The organism is Paenibacillus oryzisoli (assembly GCF_001653565.1).
GTDB lineage: Bacteria > Bacillota > Bacilli > Paenibacillales > NBRC-103111 > Paenibacillus_E > Paenibacillus_E oryzisoli.
Genome location: NZ_LYPB01000058.1, coordinates 1 through 17,463, shown reverse-complemented (window position 1 = coordinate 17,463; position 17,463 = coordinate 1). Strand labels below are relative to the sequence as shown.

General features: G+C 47.4%; 17 protein-coding genes. 13 read left to right on the top strand and 4 right to left on the bottom strand.

Annotated features, from left to right (window positions below; genetic code table 11):
* Window positions 1-64: 64 nt before the first annotated feature.
* From A8708_RS11615 to A8708_RS11580, 10 genes are all read left to right on the top strand, one after another.
* Window positions 65-838: a type II secretion system F family protein gene (locus A8708_RS11615; protein ID WP_157264694.1), complete on the top strand. Its 774-nt coding sequence runs from the start codon at window positions 65-67 to the stop codon at window positions 836-838.
* A gap of 206 nt (window positions 839-1,044) precedes the next feature.
* Window positions 1,045-1,752: a hypothetical protein gene (locus A8708_RS11610; protein ID WP_204787516.1), complete on the top strand. Its 708-nt coding sequence runs from the start codon at window positions 1,045-1,047 to the stop codon at window positions 1,750-1,752.
* 22 nt (window positions 1,753-1,774) lie between these two features.
* Window positions 1,775-1,924, top strand: coding sequence for a hypothetical protein (locus A8708_RS35840; protein WP_167355879.1), 150 nt, complete (start codon window positions 1,775-1,777; stop codon window positions 1,922-1,924).
* Window positions 1,925-1,940: 16 nt separating this feature from the next.
* The gene (locus tag A8708_RS35350) at window positions 1,941-2,087 is read left to right on the top strand and encodes a hypothetical protein (RefSeq protein WP_157264690.1); all 147 of its coding nucleotides are present in this window, start codon (window positions 1,941-1,943) and stop codon (window positions 2,085-2,087) included.
* Complete coding sequence (locus tag A8708_RS11605) at window positions 2,084-2,509, top strand: hypothetical protein (RefSeq protein WP_068663631.1); 426 nt, start codon at window positions 2,084-2,086, stop codon at window positions 2,507-2,509. The genes A8708_RS35350 and A8708_RS11605 overlap by 4 nt, the downstream gene beginning before the upstream one ends.
* A 52-nt stretch (window positions 2,510-2,561) precedes the next feature.
* Window positions 2,562-3,017, top strand: coding sequence for a hypothetical protein (locus A8708_RS11600; protein ID WP_239696642.1), 456 nt, complete (start codon window positions 2,562-2,564; stop codon window positions 3,015-3,017).
* A gap of 904 nt (window positions 3,018-3,921) precedes the next feature.
* Window positions 3,922-5,109 (top strand): M24 family metallopeptidase, encoded by a 1,188-nt coding sequence (locus tag A8708_RS11595; RefSeq protein ID WP_239696640.1) that lies wholly within the window; start codon window positions 3,922-3,924, stop codon window positions 5,107-5,109.
* Between the two features lie 271 nt (window positions 5,110-5,380).
* On the top strand, window positions 5,381-5,692 hold the full coding sequence (locus A8708_RS11590) for a DUF1806 family protein (protein WP_068663628.1): 312 nt from the start codon (window positions 5,381-5,383) through the stop codon (window positions 5,690-5,692).
* A complete protein-coding gene (locus A8708_RS11585; RefSeq protein ID WP_068663627.1) occupies window positions 5,689-6,396 on the top strand; it encodes a PIG-L family deacetylase in 708 nt (235 codons plus the stop codon). The genes A8708_RS11590 and A8708_RS11585 overlap by 4 nt, the downstream gene beginning before the upstream one ends.
* 29 nt (window positions 6,397-6,425) lie before the next feature.
* Window positions 6,426-8,480: a sensor histidine kinase gene (locus A8708_RS11580; RefSeq protein WP_068663626.1), complete on the top strand. Its 2,055-nt coding sequence runs from the start codon at window positions 6,426-6,428 to the stop codon at window positions 8,478-8,480.
* Here the strand turns inward: A8708_RS11580 and A8708_RS11575 are convergent.
* Window positions 8,477-9,145 (bottom strand): response regulator transcription factor, encoded by a 669-nt coding sequence (locus A8708_RS11575; protein WP_068663625.1) that lies wholly within the window; start codon window positions 9,143-9,145, stop codon window positions 8,477-8,479. The two genes, A8708_RS11580 and A8708_RS11575, sit on opposite strands and share 4 nt — an antisense overlap.
* A 224-nt stretch (window positions 9,146-9,369) precedes the next feature.
* Here A8708_RS11575 and A8708_RS11570 point away from each other — a divergent pair, with 224 nt between their 5' ends.
* Window positions 9,370-11,715 carry a dockerin type I domain-containing protein gene (locus A8708_RS11570; protein ID WP_068663624.1) on the top strand — a complete coding sequence of 782 codons (2,346 nt, stop codon included), beginning with the start codon at window positions 9,370-9,372 and terminating at the stop codon, window positions 11,713-11,715.
* A 5-nt stretch (window positions 11,716-11,720) separates the two neighbouring features.
* Complete coding sequence (locus A8708_RS11565) at window positions 11,721-13,979, top strand: S-layer homology domain-containing protein (protein ID WP_068663623.1); 2,259 nt, start codon at window positions 11,721-11,723, stop codon at window positions 13,977-13,979.
* Window positions 13,980-14,066: 87 nt separating this feature from the next.
* On the opposite strand, the gene clpP is transcribed toward A8708_RS11565, so the two are convergent.
* The 3 genes from clpP to A8708_RS11550 all read right to left on the bottom strand — a co-directional run bounded on the left by clpP (window position 14,067) and on the right by A8708_RS11550 (window position 15,832).
* On the bottom strand, window positions 14,067-14,648 hold the full coding sequence (gene clpP, locus A8708_RS11560; protein WP_068663622.1) for an ATP-dependent Clp endopeptidase proteolytic subunit ClpP: 582 nt from the start codon (window positions 14,646-14,648) through the stop codon (window positions 14,067-14,069).
* Between the two features lie 262 nt (window positions 14,649-14,910).
* A complete protein-coding gene (locus A8708_RS11555; protein ID WP_068663621.1) occupies window positions 14,911-15,225 on the bottom strand; it encodes a hypothetical protein in 315 nt (104 codons plus the stop codon).
* A 13-nt stretch (window positions 15,226-15,238) separates the two neighbouring features.
* Window positions 15,239-15,832: an ArsR/SmtB family transcription factor gene (locus tag A8708_RS11550; protein WP_068663620.1), complete on the bottom strand. Its 594-nt coding sequence runs from the start codon at window positions 15,830-15,832 to the stop codon at window positions 15,239-15,241.
* Between the two features lie 930 nt (window positions 15,833-16,762).
* Here A8708_RS11550 and A8708_RS11545 point away from each other — a divergent pair.
* The coding region (locus A8708_RS11545; protein WP_204787515.1) for a hypothetical protein at window positions 16,763-17,463 on the top strand (701 nt) is incomplete at its 3' end.

Here is a 17,463-nt window from a genome sequence, read left to right as displayed (position 1 = left end):
CAAGGCTAGGATTAGGCTGCACTATGTAAAGCGGTCTGCCGTTAGCGCGAGGATCACTACTTATATGGAGACATGGGGCTGGGTTAAGCATATGAAGGAGTTGCTGGAATCCGTCGAATCTAGATTAAGTTTGCAAGCTGTGCTCACCATAAGTTTGATAGGGTTGTTAGTTGGCTTGTTGGCTGGTGGTGTGTTTTTTCAAACCTTCAAAGGCGCGCTTATTATGACGATGATTGGCACCTCGCTGCCGTATTTGCTGCTTCGTCTGAAACTGGTAAGCGTCCGTTTGCGAACGAGACTTGAGTTCCTACCTGCTGTTGAAGTGTTTTTTCAATCGTATATGATGGATCCTAATCAGAATATGAAAATCGCACTGAAGTATTGCATTGAGGAAAATCGTATCCTGTACCCGATTAAGCCTGTTTTCGAGCAATTATACCGTCATCTTATGACGCAAAGAGATACGGAAGAAAGCTTGCGCATTTTCAACCTGACCCTGGGTCACGTCTGGGCGGACTATTTTACAGGGATTATGCGAGTGGCCTTGAAGGAGGGAAGTTATGTCGGGGAAAGCTTGAAGGAGCTGATCACTGACATGCGCAAAGCACAGCGTTTTGATCAAATGGAACGCAATCGACTGTTGGAAATTCGAATCGCTAACTTTACACCAATTGGATTCTTGGTCTTATTCATGTGGATTAACTTTAAGGTAAACGCAGATAACGCTTATTTATATTATGTGATCGATCCTGAGGGTCGGAATATGATTTTGGATGCCTTATTGCTAATTTTTGTGTCGTTTCTGATGGGGATCTACTTGTCGATGCGAAGAATGTGAGGTGGTGAATCCCTTTGATTATGGTCAATACCCAGCTGATAATGCTGCAGTACGCGTCGCGTTTGCTATTATTTATACTATTTATGATGATGATTTACCAAGGTTTAAGGTACATACCAGCGCGCAAGAGAAGATGGCGGTCCCTACAGGTAAAGAGTACGCTCAAAGAGGCTGAATTCCCCCCGTTTTTGTATAAAATGCTGGGCATGAATACGAAAGCGGTGGAGGCGAAGCGCCAGTTGTTATTGGGATGTGGGATTTGGCTGAATGCAATCCTGTATGAGGGAGCAAGAAGATTACTTTTGGCAGGAATAATGCTAGTAGGCGGTATGGGATATGCGGCCATCGAGCGTCCTTGGATCGCATTGAACATACAGCCTGCATACGTATTAGTTGGAGCGGCTATCGTGTCGATTTTTCTTATATGGGATGGCAAAGTACTAGCCCAGCTCAAAGAAAAGCGATCACAGCGCATCGTACGGGATATTTATGCAATCAGTCGACAGCTCTTATACTATAACGATTCGAAATTAAATCTGCATGATAAATTATCCTTATGTGTCGGTCAGACGACATCCACTCGAGCTCATGTGCAGCTGCTGCTTAATGAATGGTACCAAGGGGCCGAAGAGGCGATTACTCTTTTTAAAAAGAGGCTGGGAACCGAAGAAGCTCATAGTTTTGGCGAAACGTTGAATGCGCTCAGGCTGAATGAACATGGGGGCTACTACGACCTGCTGAAGCAACGTATTCAGGATTACAAAGAGAAGATGGAATTGATTCGCGACAGTAAGAAGGAAACGGTATCGTATGTGCTTTTTGTACTTGCGGGACTGCCGATTCTAAATACATTTCGGGTGTTTATGTACCCGTGGATCGCCGAAGGGCAACGATTATTTGATGCACTTAACTAACATGCGATGGGAGAATAAGAAAATGAGAAATATTTTGGTAACGGTGATGATGTTGATCGTAGTGGCTTTATTGTTTACATCGATTATTAATGATGGCTCAACAGGAATGCGAAGAAATATCGGGACTCACGGGACGACTGCGAATACGAATATTACAGCACTTACCCCATAGAGATGGCAGGATATGTATGAGGTCTATTCTAGTAGCAGTGCTGTTGATGATTGTAGTAATCGGCATCTATATGGATGTCGTTGGGGGAAATACAGGAACTCGCAAACAGGTAAGCAATAGCGGGGCTAGGATTAGTGGATCTATTGAGCGGATTAATCCATGAAGCAGATTCTGGTATTTATTCTATTTGCGACAATGCTCTGTTGGTTCATGTTCGCGCCAGTGTATAAGCATATTATTATTGTTCGGCAGGCGGTGCTGCAAAAGGAAGTCGATTATCTGCTCGAGGTCGGTGCGAATGGCAGGCATGGGTATATCAATGCAGCAATGATTGCCGCATCCAGGGAGCGTATGGCGGAAAGAGGGTTTATGGTTGATGAACTTGCCTATGCAGTGGCTACCGATTCAGGCATTAGTGGCATGGACGCAAGTGCACCGGTCTGGCGAGGAACAGGCTTGAGGTTAACGATTACGTATCCGTATCAGCGACTTTTTGTCATTGATGGGCTTGTCGGCATTTCGGTGCCGCTGGCATCCGATCGAATGGGTGCGACGGGCATGAAGATGAGTGAATATGTGCCGTGAGAGCCGTGAAAGTTGAGGGAATGGCGTGTATAAGCTGCTGTTAATGGTATTAATGAGCGTTGTATTCATGTCGTTGTACGGCCTTCAGACGGATGAAGAGTTGGCTATGCATACCGTATTTCAAGGAAAACACGGGCTGAACAATGCCGTGCATGCGGCTGCTCAACAAAGTGATGAAGGGAAGCTAGCACAAGGGATTCATGCCATAGATGAGACGAAAGCAAGGGAGGCTGCGATGGCCTATTTGCAGGCCAACTTACGCTTGAATGCGCAGAATGAGCCCTTGTCGGATACATTTTTGCAGAGCGCGGTGGTGGTAGACTTATTTAAGATTGTTAATGAAGGCGAAATATTTCCCTATACGTATCGTGATGACAGTCAGGATTACTCCGTTACCTTGGAACGACCTGGTGTTATTATGTTCATTCGGTTGGTGTTTCCGCGGACGTATACGGTGTTGCAGCCGATAACGTGGACGATTAAGTCTGCGGCCGAGATGGTTTATTGAGGTGGGGGTGGCGAAGGGGGAGTGAGGGGGGGGTAAGGCGAAGAGGAGATAGGCAAGACAAGGCCGGGCAAGACAAGATGATAGCAGAGTAGAGCGGCCCAGGGTACAGAAGAGTAGATAAGAGTAGATAAGACCGCACAAGAGTAGATAAGACCGCACAAGAGTAGATAAGACCACACAAGAGTAAATAAGTTCAGATAAGAGTAGATCAGGGCAGAGGAAAGGAAAGGAAAGGAAAGGAAAGGAAAGGAAAGGAGAGCCAACCCAACCCAACCCAACCCAACCCAACCGCCTCCAATCCAACCGGCTCGGCCCTGACCTGACCAGACCAGAAAGGACAAGCGAGGGGATGGGCTTAACTAGCGGCTTTTAACTGGAAAACATACAGCTATTTCGAGCGAAATAGGTGTTTATTTGAATATAAATGGAACAAGTACAGGTAATTCCGTCCAAACTATTCAAATCCACAAAAATCGACGTAAATAGCTGGAGAAAATTTTATTCTGCAAATGGGCCCAAAAGGGGATGAATTAGATACAGAAAATCCATCTATTTTATCGGGGGTGGTGTAGCGAAGGCCTTCAGGTTCTTGTTGGCTTAATTTATCGTACAAAACTTGCAGCTTCAGCAACTAACACAACTCGTTTAACGAAATTCTGTAGTATCTACAACTGTGGCAACTTGTTTAACAAACTTCTGTAGTATCTACAACCCCAGTGATTTGGATGACTTAAAAGCGAAATTCTGCAGTGTTATCTCTCTGAGAGTAATGTTAGATCTCGTTTATTAGTGATGTATATAGAAGTAGCTAGTGGAGGTAGAGTGAGGTTAGAGCGACAATGGTTATTTCCATGTATAATGTGAAGGTGAGGTGTTAATCTACGGCGTATAGGAGTCGATGGTGATGACAATTTTTGAACAAAGGCAGCGGTGGCTGCAAGATGAGATGCGTAAACGCGGGTGGTCAGGTTTCTTGGTCACGCACAATGTTGATATATATTACTACTGTGGCTCGATGCAGACGGGATATTTGTTTATTCCGACGGAGGGCGAAGCGATCTATCTCGTTCGCCGAAGTTTGGTTCGAGCGGAGGAGGAAGCGGCAGCGGCCGTAGAAGCGCTCGGATCTTGGAAGACGCTCGGCGAGCGGCTGCGCGCTCGCATGGGCAGCGCTGATGCAGCGGCGGCTGAGCGGCTGCGCGTAGCGACAGAGCTGGACGTGTTACCCGTCCAGCTGTACATGAAGCTCCAGACCGCGCTGCCCGGCGCGGTCTGGGAGGACGGCTCGCTGCTCGTGCGAGAGCAGCGCATGATCAAATCGCCGGACGAAGTCACGGCGATTCGGGCGGCAGCGCGCGTCGTCGACGACGCGCTGGAGGCGGTCATCCCCCACATTCGTGAGGGGATGGCGGAGTTTGAGCTGATGGCGCTCATCGAGCATCAGCTCAGATTGCGCGGGCACCAAGGGCTGATGCGCATGCGCGCTTACAATTCCGAGTTAATCACCGGAATGGTCGCATCAGGCGCATCGGCAGCGGTGCCCACCTATTTTGACGGGCCGGCCGGGGGCACGGGGCTTCACCCGTCCAGCCCGCAGAGCTCAGGCCGCGCGCTGATTCAGCGCGGCGAACCGCTTCTCGTCGATATTGGCTGCACCATCGACGGGTATTTGATCGATCAGACGCGTACGCTCGTGATCGGCGATCTAGACCCCGAGCTGCAGCGTGCCTATGACGTGGCGGAGGAGGTCCTCCGTGCCACGGAAGCTAGGCTGCAGCCGGGCACAATTGCCGAGCATCTGTATCTGCTCGCGCTGGATCAAGTGCAGGAAGCTGGGCTGAGCGCCCACTTCATGGGGTACGGCGCTGACCAAGTGAAATTCCTTGGTCATGGCATCGGGCTCGAAATTGACGAGTTACCCGTCCTCGCCAAAGGCTTCAAATACCCGCTGGCACCAGGCATGGTCATCGCAATTGAACCCAAGTTCACCTTCCCTGGGCGGGGCGTTGTTGGTGTTGAGGATACGTATCTGATTACAGAAGATGGATACGAGAAATTGACCGTTTCCCGGGATGGGATACGTCGTCTATAAGAATGATATAGGAAGAGTTATCGCTATTTCTCGATTTACGTTCTGCTTATTACGTTTGATGCATTCAGATAAACAAGATAACTGTCCGGAAGTAGATGTATCTACTTTTAGGGCAGTTTTTTCAACATAAAAGCGTGCACGAATCGGGTTTGAAGCGAAGTATGTCTGAGCTATTGTTGATCAATTAGAAGCGTTTTTCTACGTTAAATGTACAAACTTATGTTACAGTATAGGGGCAACAAAATCCTGTTTGAAAAGAGAGTTGATGGAGATGAACATCATAGATAAAAATCAGGTAGCAAAAGAACTGCAGACCTTTGTGGGGTCTGATGTTTATGTACATAGTGAAGCAACGTCTTATATGTTTGTTCGTAATTTCAAGGTGAGTGTGACACACGCTTTCATCGCAGGGAAAGGGCCTTATCGGGCGGCGGTCCGTTACGATGGGCATGGCTGGCTTCGCATGGAGGCACTTACGCATTATGAAGTTGACGAGCAGGGGCGCTTGCTGCTAGCCGGATATGATGACCGAGGCAGAATGAATGTGGCGCTGCATCTGGGAAAGGAGCCATTTCCGGAATGAATACAACAGCTAACAAAGGCAAAAGATTACTCGCAGTCTTCGCGCATCCGGATGATGAATCGTTCATTTGCGGCGGCACGCTGGCGAAATATGCAAGAGAGGGCGTTGAGATTACGCTCGTGAGCGCGACGCGGGGCGATATGGGACGGCGCATGGGGAACCCGCCATATCTTAATCGGGAAACCATGGCGGCAGCCCGTGAAATTGAACTTAACGAGGCATGCGGGCATTTAGGTGTGAAGCGGCTGATCTTTTTGGATATTCGCGATAAAACGGTGGAATTCGTCGAGGAAGAGAGCCTTATCACGCGCATAGCGGCGCTGATTGAGGAGTTGCAGCCGGATGTTGTCCTGACGTTTCACGAAGTGCTGGGTGGACATCCCGATCACTGCGCTATTGGTAAAGCGACGACGGCGGCTTTCCAGCGCACCGGACAGCGGGGCTCGCTGTATTTCATTTCATTCGGCGACGCGATGGCGCGGCCGGAGCGGTTTGGCTACACACTGAGGGAAATTGCACGAATCGACGTACATGCACATCTCGAAGCGAAGCTCGCGGCATTCCGTGCACACCGCTGTCAGACGGAAATTGACGAATGGGTTTGGCTGCCAGATCAGGAAGCACTGACGCGGTTTGGGCGGTATGAGTATTTTATGAAGTGGGATCGGGCGGTCGCAACAGGAGTTAGAGAAGATTTGTTTTAGGTGACAGTGAGAAGGCGGTTGATGAATAGTTGAAGAAGCGGATTGTGTTAACCGCTATCGTGTTTGTAATTATGCTGTTTATGATGAGCCTGACGACAGTCTGTTCAGCAGCTGCAGTGGAAGCAGTCGCGCATCAGCCTCAGAAAGGCGTTCTGGAAATAGAGGACAAGGGGACAGGGGATCAGGCTGTAATTCCTTTGTATGGGGACTGGGAGTTTTACTGGAAACAGTGGCTTCAGCCTGCAGATTTTGTACAGACCGACTTACAGCCTTCCTATATGAAGGTACCTTCCTCGTGGCCAGACGGTATAGTGAACGGCGTGAGCATGTCCAGCCACGGTTTCGGCACGTATCGGATGGTTCTGCATGTGCCGGCTTCCGACGTGGGCAAGAATAAATCCTTATTTCTCAGGGCGATTGGGAGCGCATACCGTTTGTGGATTGATGGCATCGAAAAGCCGGGACTTGGCCAAGTGGGCGCCAGTATGGAGGAAGAACAGCCGAGATCTCATATTAATCTTGTCTTTTTTGAACCCAAACAGCAAACTGTGGAGATCGTCCTCCAAGTATCTAACTACGCTTTCCGTGAGGGCGGCATGACACGGGAAATTACGTATGGCGATACGGATGCGTTAATTCCAGGGATTTTAAAAGAGTTGCTCTATGATATCTTTGTTATCGGCGGTTTTCTAATGATTGGCATCTATCACTTCATCGTGTGGGGCATGCGCAAACGAGACCTCGCCACCTTACTTGTGGGCTTAATTGCTCTTTTTATCTCAATGAGAACGATGTTTATCAACGGATATTTGTCTGCCGAACTGCTGCATCTAGAGGATTGGGAAGGGCTGACGAAGCTAGAATATATCAGTGAGGTCCTCGGTTTGATCACACTTGTCTTCCTGATGAGGAGCTTGTATCCCAAGGAAGTCCATCAAGGTATGGTAAGGATTGCTATACTCGTCTCGGCGGGTCTGTTCTTGTTCATCTGTGTGACGCCTGCCCGTATTTATACAGAGTCAATGGTACTGCAAAGCGTGCTTAAGGGAGGGATCCTGCTCTATTTTACCCTGTACGTTGGCCTCAAGGCTTGTGTGCGCAAACGGGAAGGGGCCATGATCCATCTGGTAGCTTTGCTTCTCATCTTATGTGCAGTTATTAATGATACGTTATACTATTTGCGAATTGTTCAGACAATTGAACTTCTAAGTTACAGCATCGTACCGTTTGTGATGGCGCAGGCGATCATCGTCTCGCATCGATACGTCCGGCTTTCTCGGCGCAACGATGTGTTGGTGGAAGAGCTAGGCGAGACGAATAGATTGCTCGAAGTGAAAGTGACGGATCGAACCCGAAGTCTGCATGAAGCGAATCAGCGACGAACCAAAATGCTGGCCAATATCGCACATGATCTAGGATCGCCAATAGTTGGCATACAGACTTGGCTGCAGTTGATGGCTCAAGGGAAGCTGCCGATGGGCAAGGATAATACGCATATTACGGAGCAGTTATTGGAGAAGACGTCTTATGTGAAACGTTTGGTGGATGATCTGTTCGAATTGTCTAAGCTGGAGTCGCGAGAGACTGCATTTAAATATGAGGTTGTAAATATTTCGTCTTGGTTCGAGGAAATACACCGCAAGTTTGAAGGCGATCTAGCTGATGAAGGGGTAATCTTGCATGCTGCTTTAACCGGTATTGCTAGTGGGGACCCCCCAGTGCAACTGCGGATAGATACGTTTCGGATGCTCCGGGTGCTGCAAAATTTAATAAGCAATGCGGTGCAATTCAGTAAAGATGTCAGTCATGTTATTGAACTCAGAGGCAGGGTCGAGGCGGAGTCAAGCGGCGTGGGAGATGTGTTCATACTCGAAATTGCAGATTACGGCAAGGGTTTATCAGAAGCTGAACAGGCGCTTGTATTTAACCGGTTCTACACCAATCGCGATAAAAATGAAACCGGCAGCGGGCTTGGCTTAGCTATTGTACAAGAGATTGTTGAACAGCATCACGGTAAGGTTGGAGTCAGCAGCGAGAAAGGGGCCGGGAGCGTATTTTACTGTATCCTGCCTGTGCTGTCTTAATTCAAGAGGTTGGTCTCTAAATTGCGAATGGCATCTTGCCGATTCTGTACACCTAGCTTAATGTAAATAGTCGATAGTTTGTTTTTGACCGTTCCTTCGGTGAGAAACAAGCTGTCGGCAATCTCTTTATTGGACAATCGTTGTAGCAGTAGTTCGATAATCGGACGTTCTGATTTGGTAAAAGATTGGTCGGTTTCGAAAAAAAGCTGCAACCGCTTTTCTTTCATAAATTGACTGTTTGTTGCGGCATACTGGGCAATTTTGGCGGCCACTTGTGATGGCAGGATAAACTGCTTGTTGACGGTGTCACGAATAGCTTGAACCAGCTTTTCAAAGTCCAATGTTTTCAAAATATAACCATTCGCTCCGTCCGCAAGGCCCTGAAAAATATATTCTTCTTCATTAAAAGTCGTCAAAATTAGAATCGGCAGTTCGGCATTGCGTTTCCTAATTTCCCGGATGCAGGCCAAACCGTCCATTTCAGGCATTTGAACGTCCATGAGTACTAGATCAGGGTGGGCTGTTTCGAGGAGTTGCAGTGCCTCTTTTCCATTCCGTGCAATTCCGCAAACCTCCATATCCGCTTCGGACGCAATAATAAGCTCCAGTCCGCTTCGTAACAAGGCGTCATCTTCCACGATTAAAATTTGTAAAGCGTTAGACATGTTCTGGTTCAACTCCCTCCACACTAGAATTTCATTATACTTCAATTTATCGCTCCCTCACATTGTAATTAAGAGAAAAGAGTGACTTTTCGTCACTATGCCTGCCAGGACAACAGCCTTAGAATGATAAACATGACATGACTTTTTGTTGAAACATGTCGATTGGCTGTTTGAACAAGGTCAGGAGAGTGCATCTCACTTAGTTCTAGAGGGGGACTTTTAGGTTGAAAACGTGGAAAAAAAGTTGCAGTATGATTTTTGCTGTGGTGCTGTCGCTTTCATTTATTATGATGTACAGCACGATTGCGTTCGCGGAATCTTGGAATTTCGTAGATGGTAATTCGGAAACGACGGGTATTAACTACAATACGGCGAAAAATGCAAGCAGTCCAAGGATGGTAGATTGGAACGGTACGGCTTATGTTATTTGGGCGGAGGTATATGACACCAAGAATCAAATTCGTGTCAAGAAGATGACGAATGGCGAATGGGTGACGGCCGATAATAACACACCGCTGAATAAAGACGCTTCACGCGAAGCGACAACGCCTAATCTGGTTGTATTTAACAACGAGCTTTATGCCGCTTGGCAGGAGCAGGCTTCGACTAACTGGTGGCAGCTACGCGTGGCCAAGTTCAACGGAACATCATGGAACCGTATTGACGGTGATGGCGATTTTGGCATGAATGTAAATAGTCCTACAAATGCGAGAAATCCGAAGCTCGTTGTGTATAACAGCGCGTTGTATGTTATCTGGGACGAAACGGGTGGCGACGGTACAAACAAAATTCGAGCTAAGGTCTACGCGGGGGGATCCACCTGGAATCTAGCGGATGGGGGCACCTCGCTGAACAAGGACAACACGAAAGCGGCCCAAAATCAGGAAGTGGCTGTCTACAATGGAAAGCTCTATGTGGTTTGGAGTGAGAATGGCAGCACGGTATCGCAGGTGCGAGTGAAGGCGTATAACGGTTCTTCATGGAGCTTTGTTGATGGGAATGCAGGCACAGGGCTTAATGTGGATGTTGCTGTTGGCGCATATATTCCTTATATAGCAGTTTACGACAACGAGTTATACGTTGCTTTTGGTGAAAAAAATCAGATTCGTGTGAAAAAATACGACGGTATGAGCTGGACGTTGGTAGACGGCGGCACGCAAACAACCGGACTTAATTACAATACAAGTCAAAATGCTTATACACCGAGACTGGTTGCTTTTGATAGCAATTTATATGTAGCTTGGCAAGAAGGAAGTACCAATCAGGTTCGTGTTAAACAATATGACGGAACAACTTGGACATCTGTTGATGGTAATTCGACAAAAGGATTGAACAGGGTTACGACGAACAGTGCTACTTCAGTTTTTCCGAGTGTTGTTAATAGCTCGCTCTATGTAACGTTTCTGGAAACTAGTACGACTAACCAAGTGCGTGTTGTAAACTGGGGGCCTTCAAACGCTGCACCAACTGCGACGAACGTTAGCTTTACTGGTGATCTGAAGCAAGGCAGTACGCTGACAGGTACTTATACATACGGCGATGCAGATGGCGATCCGGTAGGTGTAACGACGTATAAATGGTATACGGCGACGGATGCGGCAGGTACCGGGAAAACGGTGATAGCTGGAGCGGTAAACAATACGCTGACGCTGACGAGTGCGGAAGCTAATAAGTTTATTATCTTTGAAGTGACGCCAGTGGCGAGCACGGGTACGCCGACAGGTACACCGTCGACATATACGGGCGGGACTGCGGTAGTGCCGAACGCTGCTCCGACAGCGTCAGCCGTGAGTTTCACGGGCACGCTAAAAGAAGGAAGTACATTGAACGGTACGTACACCTATGGAGATACAGATAGCGATCTCGAAGGTGTAACTACATTTAAATGGTACACAGCAACCGATGCGGCAGGCACTGGAAAAACCGCGATTACTGGAGCGGTAAACAATACGCTGACACTGACAAGTGCACAGGCGAATAAATTCATTATTTTTGAAGTGACGCCAGTGGCGAGCACGGGTACATTGACAGGTACACCAGTTACTTTTACAGGTGCGACTGCGGTAGTTCCAAACGCTGCGCCGACGGCTTCGGAAGCAAAAATTAACGGCACGTTCATGCTTACGCAGACACTGACCGGGGGCTACAATTATACGGACGCTGACAACGACGTTGAGAGTGGTACAACTTTCAAATGGTATGCAGCCGATAATGCCGATGGCTTGAACAAAACCTCTATTGCTGGGGAGACTGCTAAGACGCTGAAGTTGAAAGCGGCGCAGTTCGGTAAATACATTATTTTCGAAGTGACGCCGATAGCAGCCTCCGGAACTGCGGCAGGTACGCCAGTCAGCAGCCTAGTCGGCGGGCCAGTAACTGTTCTGAAAGGTGATGCTAACGGCGATGGTGTCGTCACGCCGGCGGATAGCCTGCTTGCAACGAAATATGCGCAAGGCAAAATTACGCTGACCGACGAACAGAAAAAAGCGCTCGATATGGATGAAGACGGCGATGTCGACGCCATAGACAGTCAGCTTATTCTCAACGTTTACCTAGGGAAAGGAGTGTGACCATTGTGAAGATATCCCCTCTGCAAGTTGCGAACCGTGTCTCTCAAATGGTTGTTGCCTTGTTGATCATGGCGTTCTTGATGATTAGCTTGCTGCCGGTTGTACACGCGACTCGTGCGTTGCCTCTCCAAGCTGACGTTTACAGCGCTTCTGGTCATGCGGGCGAAACGGTTTCTGTGGCTGTGTATATGCAGCCTGGCGAGACAGCATCGGACGATAGTTTCTGGCAATATACAATGAAAGTGAATTATGATCCTGATGTGTTGACGCTCGTCGGGCCGATCTTGAATGATGTGGAGGCCGGGACGTTCGACACTACTGAAACAGTAACAGGAAGTGTGTACGTCAAAGCCGAGAGCTTCCCGACCACTTTTATTTTTGAACGGCAAAAAGTTTTTACAATGAATTTCACGATTAAACCAACTGCAACACCAGGCGATACGCCTATTACACTTGTAGGTGGTTCATTCACTCAAGAACAAGATCCAGTGGAAATTAGCGAGAGAGTGTCAGGTAAGGTGACGATACTAGGTACCGCTCAGGTGGGTACGGCGACTGTTTCAATCGGCAAGGTTCAGGGGCAGCATGGTAACATCGTGGATGTTCCCGTCATGTTAAGCTCGGCATCAGCAGGCGTAGGTTCGTTTGGCTTACGAATGGCGTATGATGTCTCAGCGCTTGAAGTGGTGAAAATTGCCGGATCTCAAGCAACGGTATTTGATAGCACTTATAACAATACAGACGGTTATTTGATAGCGGCCTGGGTGGATGGAACGGGTGGAGATCAGCTACTCGTGAACGGTCAGACGCTGTTTACGGTTAGTTTTAAAATTAAGAACACAACGACTTATGATGTGAAGCCGTTGACCATCACGGATGTGACGGACATTCAGCAGTTTACAATGACCGATGGAGACGCTGTAGAATTAACGAAGACACTTCAAGCAGGCAGCGTTACTGTTGTAGCACCAGAGTCAGATTCACCTTCAGTGCCGAATAAAGATATTATTCAAGTCGATGTGAAAGCGCCGGGTTCCAAAGATGCCGATTCGGTGTCCAAAGCTGAAATTGAAAGAACGCTGAAATCTGATGGTACGAAAAGCGATAGGATTCAATTGACGACGTCACAGGCTAAACAGACAGTGGAAGCTATTCAAAAAGCCAAACTGAATACGGCGAACATCATCATTCCAGATGCAAAAGATGAAGTATCCGAAGTGAACGTTACATTGCCGAAGGATGCGGCTGGGCTGTTCGTGGATGCAAATATCAATGTGGGCATCGTGACGGACAACGTAAAAGTTACGATCCCAGCGTCGTCACTGCAAGGTTTCCAGGACGATATTTACTTCCATTTTGTGCCCATTAAAGATGCAACTGCGAAGCAAGCCATTAATGGCCGAGCTGACAAGGAGACCATTGTGTTGGCTGTTGCGGGCGAGAAAGGCGTGACTGTTGTCGGCCGTCCGATGACAATTGAAACAAATTTGCAGAATCGTAAAGTTGAGCTTGTTATGCCGCTGAATGGCTTACAATTGAGCCAGGAGCAACTTGCTAACCTTGCCATTTACGTTGAGCATAGCGATGGAACGAAGGAGTTACTGCGTGGCCAGTTGGTGCCTTATGGTTCTTCCGAAGGTGATCTTGGCTTGCAATTCTCTGTGAATAAGTTCAGTACGTTTTCACTAGTTCAGCTCAATGCTGTGCCAGAAGTACATCGTGCTTACATCCAAGGGTATGAGGATCGCACATTCCGTCCGGAACAAGCGATAACGCGTGCAGAGATGGCAACGATTCTAACTCGTGTGATTAAAAAAGATGAGAAAGCAGATAAAGCTGATTATTCCGATGTTACCGCTACGCATTGGGCAGTGGAATCCATTGCCAAAGTTTCCGCAATGAAGCTGATGAGCGGTTATCCTGATGGAACTTTTGCTCCGGATCAACGAATTACACGTGCAGAGATGGCAAGCCTTGCGGCTATCCTGCTTCCAGACGATTCGTCTGGCAAGGGCTTCACCGATCTGACAGGCCACTGGGCAGAGAAGGCGATTCTCAAGGTGCAAGGCGCCGGTATTCTGCAAGGTTATGCAGATGGGTCATTTAAGCCAGAACAATCCATCACTCGTGCGGAAGCTGTTACGATGATTAATCGCTGGCTCGGCCGCCAACCGAGTAGCAACATTGCAACATCGCCATGGGATGATGTCGCGAAGAGTTATTGGGCTTTTGCCGATATTGCGGAAGCTTCAACAGACTATTAAAGATCAACTGTTTTAGAGTAAAAACACGAAAGGGACGTGCGCTGGCACGTCCCTTTTTGTGTTTATTTATAGAGAGGATAGTATCGATTAGATGCGCTCAATTACTTTATCGATCAAGCCATATGCGCGTGCATCCTCAGCTTCTAGGAAGTAATCGCGGTCTGTATCCCGTTCGATTTTCTCGATCGGTTGTTTGGTTGTTTCTGAGAGAATACGATTGAGGATGCTGCGTGTTTTGAGAATATGTTGGGCACGGATGTGAATATCACTCGCCTGCCCCTGCGTGCCGCCCCAAGGCTGGTGAATCATAACTTCCGCATTCGGAAGGGCGAATCTTTTGCCTGGAGCTCCAGCAGTGAGGAGAATTGCCCCCATTGAGGCGGCCATGCCTACGCAGATCGTGGATACATCGGGTTTAATGAAGTTCATCGTGTCATAAATCGCGAGTCCAGCAGAAGTTGAACCACCCGGTGAATTAATGTAGAGAGAAATATCTTTCTCAGGATCCTCCGCGGAAAGGAACAAAAGCTGAGCAACAATCGCATTCGCGACTTGATCATTCACCTCTGTACCAAGGAACACGATGCGGTCTTTCAGCAATCTGGAGTAAATATCATACGAGCGCTCCCCGCGCGCAGTTTGTTCGACAACCATAGGAATGAAGCTCATTGAAATCATCCTTTCTGTAATGGGTTTATAAATGACGGCGCGACTGTAAAATAACTGGATTTTATACAGCTAATCTAAGCGAAATGGCGTGCTTTTGCATAATAACTGGATTTCCTCCCGTTAATTAAGGAAGATTTCACCAAACAGGAGATTTTAAGCAAAAATAAATGTAGAAAATCCAGTTAATCTCCTAAAGCCAACTAGCTGGGGACACAAATATTTTGCAAGGTTAAGGATTCATATAATTAAATGGTTCAGCCCATTAAGCGGCTTTGCATTGGGGCATATTGGCATGCACCGTAATCTTCTGGCCAAAACCAGATGAAACCATAATGAGTCGAACAGGTTCTTCATTGTGAAAAGAAGGGAACTCGCGCACGGTAACAGTGGCTTCGGAATCTATCGTAGTGGAGTCTTGCCGGCGATACGTGTCGATATCAATGACATTGCTGTTGGAACAATTCGTGGAGCTGCGCTCTCGTGACTGTTCCCAAGCGATTACAGGTGAAACTGATGAAGGAGCTGTCTCTTGTTGCGGCAGACTTGAATGTTGCTTGAGGTCTTGATCTTCACTCATCGAATAAGCCTCCTCATTCTTTCGGTTTGGGATAAATAGCTAGTAAAACATGGTAGGCATCTTCAGTCTGATCCTGAACACCGGAGTACCGTTCTACTAACTGTTGGACCATTGCCGCATATTCCTCAATAAACGCTTGCCGCTGCTGTTCTGTGCACAGCTTAACTTGAAGCTGCAGTGTAGCGCTTGGAATCACTTCTCCGACGTCCGATTGCTCCATGAGCAACACGGCATCTCGGCGAATTCGCTCAGACGTGGTTACGAGATGAGCGAGTGAGCTCTGATCTTTCAGCTTTTGCAAGGTTTCTGGCTTCATGCTCAGTGATTCGGCGAGCACAAAGGTTTTGGCAATAGAGCGGTAAAGTACCTCGACCAGATTACGCACTTGGCGTGTGCCAACGCGCTGTACTAAGCCGGCTTTCTCCAACGCCTTAAGATGATAGTTGATGCGCTGAGCAGTTTCACCCAAGGTTCGCGCCACTTCTGCTGCGGATCCAGGTTCTAAGAGCTGAGCGATAATTTCACCGCGAAGCGGATTAAGCAGCACAGTCGCCTGCTCAGGGGACTCGATGTAGTAGCTGTCTTGGATCTCATTTTCTTGTGGCATGGAGTGGATAGCCTCCGTGTACAAAGTATATGTTACGTAAAAATATTTTATTACGTGGGGAGAGGAATGTCAATGGGCGGGGTGGTCAATAATTATGGTGGCAGTAACTTGTTATTTTGACCTAATTTACTCCTCATTCAAATCGTCAAGAAAACCACAAAATTGAATCTCTCACTGGTCATACCCCTGTCAAGTAGACAGATGAAAAAAGTTATGCTGCTAGTGCACACCCTACACTTTGTACAGGTTTTTTATATGAATTTTTTTTTATTAAGTGAAGCTAATCATATCTTTTTGGCAAATTATTTGGATTAATAATTTAAAATCAATCTGAACTGTTACAACATTAGAATGGATTTTTTTAATTTACGAATCTATAGGCACAAGAGGCTATACGTTAAATATTAACCAAAAGAGGTACTACCGCGAACAGATCGGGAGTCCTCTTCTAATAATGTTAAGTTACGGTGACCCCAGAACCCAACCACCAGATCAAGAACGTTGTAGTGCTTGCAGTACATGATACATTTCAAATGACAATGAAGTATGTTAAACCGTCAGAGCAGGATTTAAGAAAAGCGAAACAATAAATATAGATAATCTGGCGCTACCTTGCGGTAGTGCTTTTTGTTTAGTGGGGGTACGGGATTGGATACTACCTTGCGAATTTACAGTGAGAAAATTAGTGAAATTTGAAGAGGGGGATTGATAACGGCATTTTTCGATCGTGGAAACAGGCGCTGTGTTCTGCAGCGTCTCTTTCTGAGTGGGGCGGTTAATAGTGACTGTCCGCACCTTTCTATATAAGAATAGTCAATGGATTTTATTGGGTGTTGCTATTCTATTACCATTAAGTCCAAACAAAAATGATAGGAATACATACTATGAATTAATGGGGGTGTTGCGATTTTGAGTAAACTTGCTCAGTTAATGGATGTAATAATAGCCGTGGGTATTACTAATATAAAAAAAATTGAAATCGAGTATTTTAATGATGTCAAATACAAATTAAAATTCAATGAAAACGATAACTCAACTGAAAGAGAATCCGAACTTGAGGATTATTTAGAAGTCATTGATTGGATTCAGGTCGAGGAAATTGAAATTGAACTATACAGTGGAGGAGAAATAGAAATCGAATTTCCTGATGGTACGATAGGTTCGACAGGAGCAACGGGAGCAACGGGAGCCACCGGAGCCACAGGTGATACGGGAGTAACGGGAGCCACTGGCGCAAGAGGTGATACGGGAGCAACAGGAGCCACCGGCGCAACAGGTGATACAGGAACAACGGGAGCCACCGGTGCAACAGGTGGTACAGGAGCAATAGGAGCAACAGGTGATACTGGAGCAACGGGAACCACCGGTGCCACAGGTGGTACGGGAGTAACGGGAGCCACTGGCGCAAGAGGTGATACGGGAACCACCGGCGCAACAGGTGATACAGGAACAACGGGAGCCACCGGTGCAACAGGTGGTACAGGAGCAACCGGAGCCACAGGTGATACAGGAGCAACCGGAGCCACCGGAGCCACAGGTGATACGGGAGTAACGGGAGCCACCGGAGCAACAGGTGGTACAGGAGCAACAGGAGCCACCGGAGCCACAGGTGGTACAGGAGCAACAGGAGC